The sequence below is a fragment of the Alistipes sp. DJF_B185 genome (assembly GCF_964250025.1).
Classification (GTDB): Bacteria; Bacteroidota; Bacteroidia; order Bacteroidales; family Rikenellaceae; genus Alistipes; species Alistipes finegoldii.
The window spans coordinates 2,747-7,354 of record NZ_CAXUDY010000028.1; the positions used below are offsets into that span (position 1 = coordinate 2,747).

Sequence of the window (4,608 nt, forward strand, 5' to 3'; positions counted from 1 at the left end):
GACTCGATTCCGTGTGAAGGGGGCGCGGCCGGGTCTGTTTCTGTTCCGTGCCGCATCCTTTGACGGGCAGCTCGTCGCCTTGCACGATGTCGGGAAGGAGGGTCATGTCCTCCTCTTTCTCTTCGACAGGTTCATTCAGGACGGCCCGCCAGCCCGTCTCGACCATGATACTGCCGCGGGCCGTGAAATCATGTCCCGCGCTTTGCAGGGTAAGGAAAGTGTTTTCTTTCACGCAGGCCCCGGAAAAGGTTTCGAGCATCCGCCCCGCGACCATCTCATAGACGATGCGGTGGTCGGCATCCAGTTCGGAGGGGAGGTTCTCGGTGGGAAGCAGCGCGTGGTGGTCGGCGATCTTTTCGTTGTCCACGCTTCGGCGGGAGAGAGATGCGGTATCCATCCTGCCCGCGTATTCCGCGAAACGGGGATAGCGTGTCATGTTCCCGATGAGTGCCGGAATCTCCTCGGCCACATCTTCCGATATATAGCGTGAGCCGGTACGGGGATAAGTGATGAACTTCTTCTCGTAAAGCGACTGGGCGATGTCGAGCGTTTTTTCTGCCGAAAAACCATACCGGCTGTTGGCCTCTTTTTGGAGTGTCGTCAGGTCGTACAAGAGAGGCGGCTGTTCCCTGGCCTCCTTGCGCTCCACGTTCACGACGCGTACCGTTCGGACGCCGATAACCTCGGCGCGGGCTGCTTCCGCCTTCTCCCTGCCGTCGAATTTCTCCGTGGAGAGGACGGTGAACTCCGTGCCCTCCTTTGCCGTGGAGAGCTTCAGCCGGAAATAGGTGGCGGGCTTGAACGCCTTGTTCTCCAGGTAACGGGAGCAGATGATCGCCAGCGTGGGGGTCTGCACCCGTCCGAGCGACCAGACGCCCCGCCCGGCAGCCACGGCAAGCGCTTGCGAGGCGTTGATACCGACGATCCAGTCGGCTTCGCTGCGGGCTTTGGCCGAGAGGTAAAGGTTGTCGTATTCGTTGCCGGGGCGGAGGTGTTGTAACCCCTCGCGGATGGCCCGGTCGGTCAGGCTGCTGATCCATAACCGCACGAAAGGGGTGCGGCATTCCAGGTAAGAGTAGATGTAGCGGAAGATCAGCTCCCCTTCACGCCCCGCGTCGGTCGCGACGATGATGCGCTCGGCCATGCCGAACAATTCCCGGAGAATACCGAGCTGCTTCACGACACCCGGGTCGGCCTTATACTCTTTACCCTCCCGAACCTGCCGGGGCAGGAGGATGAACGATGATGGCAGGATAGGCAGGTTTTCCCGGCGGAAACCCGCGATGCCGTACTGTTGGGGCATTGCCAGCCCGACCAGGTGGCCGAAGGCCCAGGTTACGGCGTAGCCGTTTCCCTCGATAAAACCGTCTTTACGGTTCGTGGCTCCCACGATGGCGGCGATCTCACGCGCCACCGAGGGCTTTTCTGCGATAATTACTTGCATGATGATTCGGATTTTTCAGTGGTTGTTTTCTTGTAGTTCTTCTTCTTTCTCTTTTTCCGGACGGGCGATCAGCCGGCGGTCGTAATAGACATGGTTGCCGTTCCCGTCGTAATACTGCCGTCCGTCGTCCGCCTCCTCCGGGGGGCTGCGTTTACCCGGCCGGAGGTACAAGGCGGCCAGCGCCGCGATCAGGAGCGGCATGGCTCCGGCCTGCATGTAGAACCATTTCATACGTTATACCTTGACACCTTTGGAGTTGCTCTTTTTGCTGCTGCGGTAATTTTTCTTCTGCGTCGGGGTGGCTTCCTGCTGTCCCTGCTTGAGCGGCTCTTTCACACCTTTGACCGCTTCGACGGTCTTGCCCTCGGAATTGACGGCGACCTGGGTACGGCTTTCAACGGCGGGTTTGACCTCCGCTCCCTGCCGTTTCGCACGGTCGGGATTCCAGCGGAAGAAGTCCATCTTGTTACGCTCGAAGTTGGGCTTGACCCAGGCGTTGAACGGCTCACCCTGCCCGTCCTTGACCATGCCCTTGATGTAGAAAGCCTTGACATCCGCCCGCTTGGAGGGATCATTCACCGCTTCCGTCCACTGGTCATAAGCCTCTTTGGGCACGGAGGCTTTGAGGATTGTCCGGTGAATCGTGAGCGTGGGCTGTCGTTCGGAGGCCGTAGTTTCCTGCCGTCCGTTTTTCTCGGCGGCCTTCTGACGGTAAATCTCCTTGTTCTCCTGGGCGTAGCGGTTGCGATCCAAACCGTCGTAGGTAAAGGAATAGTTACGTTCGGCCGCGTCGATTTGGATATAGGCATCCCGCTTATAACCCGCGCGGGTGGTATATCCTTCGAGCAACACCTTGCCGCCGCCGTAGAAATCCATCTGCTTGCCTTCCGAGAGGTCGGCCTCCTTGATGCGGGCACGTTTTTCGAGTAACGAAACGGGCATGGGTTCCAGCGTGTTCGTCCATTTGTCTATCGACACGTAGCAGGGCGTGAGCTTGCCCGGCTCCAGCTCCAGGTCGATCACTTTCCCGGCGTGGCGGGTGTTCATCAGGTTCGTTTTCGCCTCCTCGTCGAGCAGCACCCCGTGGAAGGGGGCGTCGAGGTCGGGCCGTTCCTGCCAGTAATGCGGCACGACGCGCAGCGAGCCGTCCGCCTGCTCTTCGAGCGACACGCGCCCTTTGGTGGAAACACGCATCCCGTTCTCCAGTTCGGGGTTCATCTCCACCAGCCCGTTGGATTTATGTCCGTAAGACATGGCTTTCAGGTGCGGCTCGATGTCCTCCATGCGGATACCTTTCTTCTCCATATCCGCCAGGTCTATCTTCGTGACGTCCAGCGGCTCGAACTGCCGCTGCTCCTGCGTCTGAAGCCGTTCGGAGGGGTCGATACGGTAATTTTCCAGAATCTCCGGGTCGAAGTCGATGCGGATAAGTTTGTTCAGGGCATTCTCCGTCATGACGAAGATACCCGTGTGGACGGGGTTCTGGGCCTGTTCCATGAACTTTTTGAAGAAGGCTTCGAGGGCTGAATCCTGCGTGTTCACGTTCAGCAGGCTCGCCACATTCTGATCCGTGGGGTCGGCGGTCTGGATATTGCCGTCCCGATCCACGCCGGTAACGGCTTGCAGTCGTCCGTCGTCGGCATTCTGAACGAGCATGACTTGTTTAGCGTCGTTCTTTACGTTTTCGTCCATAATTACGAGTGTTTTTAGTTAGCACCAATAGCGATGCGGGAACGAAAGTAAGGGGAACCGGCTGAACGTAAAAGAGTTGGAAAGGCTATGGAAGCATCGGGCACAGAAGTGGCCGCTTGTGGCGCAGGGCAGAGGAAATCGGAGAAACGGAGTGCCGGGAAGGACGGATTTGGCAGAGGGTATTTTCGTGGCTCCTCACCTTATTGTCAGGTAGTCGGGATCTATTGTTAAATGTCAATAAAGCGCATGGATAACCCGTGTTTTTTTATAAATTTGCGAAAACGGGTTTCAATATCCGACAAAACGTGAGGCATGGAAATATATACCCCAAAAAACAAGATCAAACTTTCTCCGGTGATAAGAAACGGGAGAGAATTTGTCGAAGTGACTTTCGGTAATGACAATGACATCCGCTTGTCGCTGTCGAAGGAAGAAAACGTACTGCTTGTCGGCGGCAGGGCTTATCTGCCGGCAGAAGATTTCGTGCTTGCCGAGTTCTTCGACCGCTATGTGAAAATGGCGTTTATAGACTATTCTGCCATCAAGGAAACCGCCCCCCGTAAAGAGGAAGACAAACGGCCGCCACTGCCGGAAGGCTATCTGGAAAAACTTCAGCAAGTGCGTTACAGTGACCATACCGTAAGGGTATATACCTCCTATTTCCGCGATTTCCAACAGCATTTCGAGGGGCGTAAGATTGAAACGGTTACCCCCGGCGAGATAAACGACTACCTGCTGTATCTCATCCACGAGAAAAACATATCCTCCTGCCAGCAAAACCAGCGTATCAACGCCATCAAGTTCTATTACGAGAAAGTTCTCGGTCAGGAACGGCGGTGTTACAAGGTGAACCGTGCCAAACGGGAGAAGACGCTGCCCGACGTGTTGAGCAAGGAGGAAATAAAGAAGATACTCGACGCGACGGTGACAGACCTGCGCTTCTTCTGCATGTTCTCCATACTCTATTCCGCAGGATTGCGCATCAGCGAACTGCTGGAACTGAAACCCGGCGACATCAACGAATCCCGCTCCCTGATACGGGTGCGGCAGGGTAAAGGAAAAAAAGACCGCTACACCCTGCTATCAAAACCGTTGATGAAAAAGCTGACGGAATATAACAGACTATACAAACCGAAAGTGTGGCTTTTTGAACACAGACCGGGCGAACCTTTCACCGAGAGTATCGTGTCGAAACGGCTGAAGGCAGCGGCCCGGGAAGCGGGAATCACGAAACGGATTTATCCGCACCTGCTGCGCCATTCGTTCGCCACCCACTTGCTGGAGCAAGGAACCGACATCAAGATTGTGAAAGAGCTTATGGGACATAACAACATCAAGACAACGGAAAGGTATGTCCACATAGCCGACACTTTCAAAAGCAATATCAAAAGCCCGTTGGACGATCTGTTGATGGAGGAAGACGAGGTCTGATACTTAAAGAAAATAACAGCCAAATCGGCTGATAGTATAAC

At 55.7% G+C, this 4,608-nt stretch carries 4 protein-coding genes; 1 reads left to right on the forward strand and 3 read right to left on the reverse strand.

Annotated elements, in window-relative coordinates; all coding sequences use genetic code 11:
• From ACESTR_RS15495 to ACESTR_RS15505, 3 genes are all read right to left on the reverse strand, one after another.
• Positions 1-1,444 (reverse strand): DNA topoisomerase (locus ACESTR_RS15495; protein ID WP_373179409.1); only part of this gene is annotated, 1,444 nt, incomplete at its 3' end.
• A 15-nt stretch (positions 1,445-1,459) separates the two neighbouring features.
• Positions 1,460-1,675, reverse strand: coding sequence for a hypothetical protein (locus ACESTR_RS15500; protein ID WP_004319199.1), 216 nt, complete (start codon positions 1,673-1,675; stop codon positions 1,460-1,462).
• Positions 1,676-1,678: 3 nt separating this feature from the next.
• Positions 1,679-3,136: a DUF3945 domain-containing protein gene (locus tag ACESTR_RS15505; protein WP_007558960.1), complete on the reverse strand. Its 1,458-nt coding sequence runs from the start codon at positions 3,134-3,136 to the stop codon at positions 1,679-1,681.
• Positions 3,137-3,448: 312 nt separating this feature from the next.
• On the opposite strand from ACESTR_RS15505, the gene ACESTR_RS15510 reads away from it, so the two are divergent.
• The gene (locus tag ACESTR_RS15510) at positions 3,449-4,567 is read left to right on the forward strand and encodes a tyrosine-type recombinase/integrase (RefSeq protein ID WP_149920491.1); all 1,119 of its coding nucleotides are present in this window, start codon (positions 3,449-3,451) and stop codon (positions 4,565-4,567) included.
• The last annotated feature ends 41 nt before the right edge of the window (positions 4,568-4,608 follow it).